General features: G+C 62.4%; 1 protein-coding gene. It reads right to left on the reverse strand.

Translation table 11 applies throughout. From position 1 onward, the window contains the following. Positions 1 to 1,001, reverse strand: a 1,001-nt coding sequence (glyA, locus tag ACR0KX_RS21075) for a serine hydroxymethyltransferase (protein WP_480708772.1), incomplete at both ends; no start/stop codon positions are given.

Genomic DNA, 1,001 nt, shown 5'->3' on the forward strand with positions numbered 1-1,001 from the left:
GCCTTTTCGGTGGCGTTGCCCTTGACGCCCTTGGGGCGCAGGTCGACCAGAACCACATGGGTGTCGGTGCCGTGGGTCACCGTGTCCAGACCGCCCTTGATCAGCTGGTCCGACAGCGCCTGCGCGTTGGTCACGACCTGCTGGATGTAGGATTTGAACTCAGGCCGCAGCGCCTCGCCAAAGGCCACGGCCTTGGCCGCGATCACATGCATCAGCGGGCCGCCCTGAATGCCGGGGAAGATCGCCGAGTTCACTTTCTTAGCGATATCTTCATCATTGGTCAGGATCATACCCCCACGCGGGCCGCGCAGGGTTTTGTGAGTCGTCGTGGTCGCCACATGCGCATGCGGGAAAGGAGAGGGGTGTTCGCCCGCTGCCACCAGACCGGCAAAGTGCGCCATGTCCACGTGCAGATACGCGCCGACCATGTCGGCGATCTGACGCATGCGGGCAAAGTCGATCTGACGCGGGATGGCCGAGCCTCCGGCGATGATCAGCTTGGGCTGGTGTTCCTTCGCCAGCGCCTCGACCTGACCATAGTCCAGCATGTTGTCTTCTTTGCGGACGCCATATTGCACCGCGTTGAACCACTTGCCCGACTGGTTCGGGCGCGCGCCATGGGTCAGGTGTCCGCCTGCGTCCAGGCTCATGCCCAGAATGGTGTCGCCGGGCTGGATCAACGCCTGAAATACACCCTGGTTGGCCTGAGAGCCAGAGTTCGGCTGCACATTGGCAAAGCCGCAGCCAAACAGTTCCTTGGCGCGGTCGATGGCCAGATTCTCGGCAATATCGACGAACTGGCAGCCGCCATAGTAGCGCCGACCGGGATAGCCTTCGGCGTATTTGTTGGTCATGACCGAGCCCTGCGCCTCCATCACGGCGGCAGAGACGATGTTCTCGGACGCGATCAACTCGATCTCGTCGCGCTGGCGGCCCAGCTCGGATGTGATCGAGCCGAAAAGTTCCGGGTCGCGGTCGGACAGGGATTGGGTGAAAAAGCC

This window comes from Ruegeria sp. BG5, assembly GCF_056538425.1.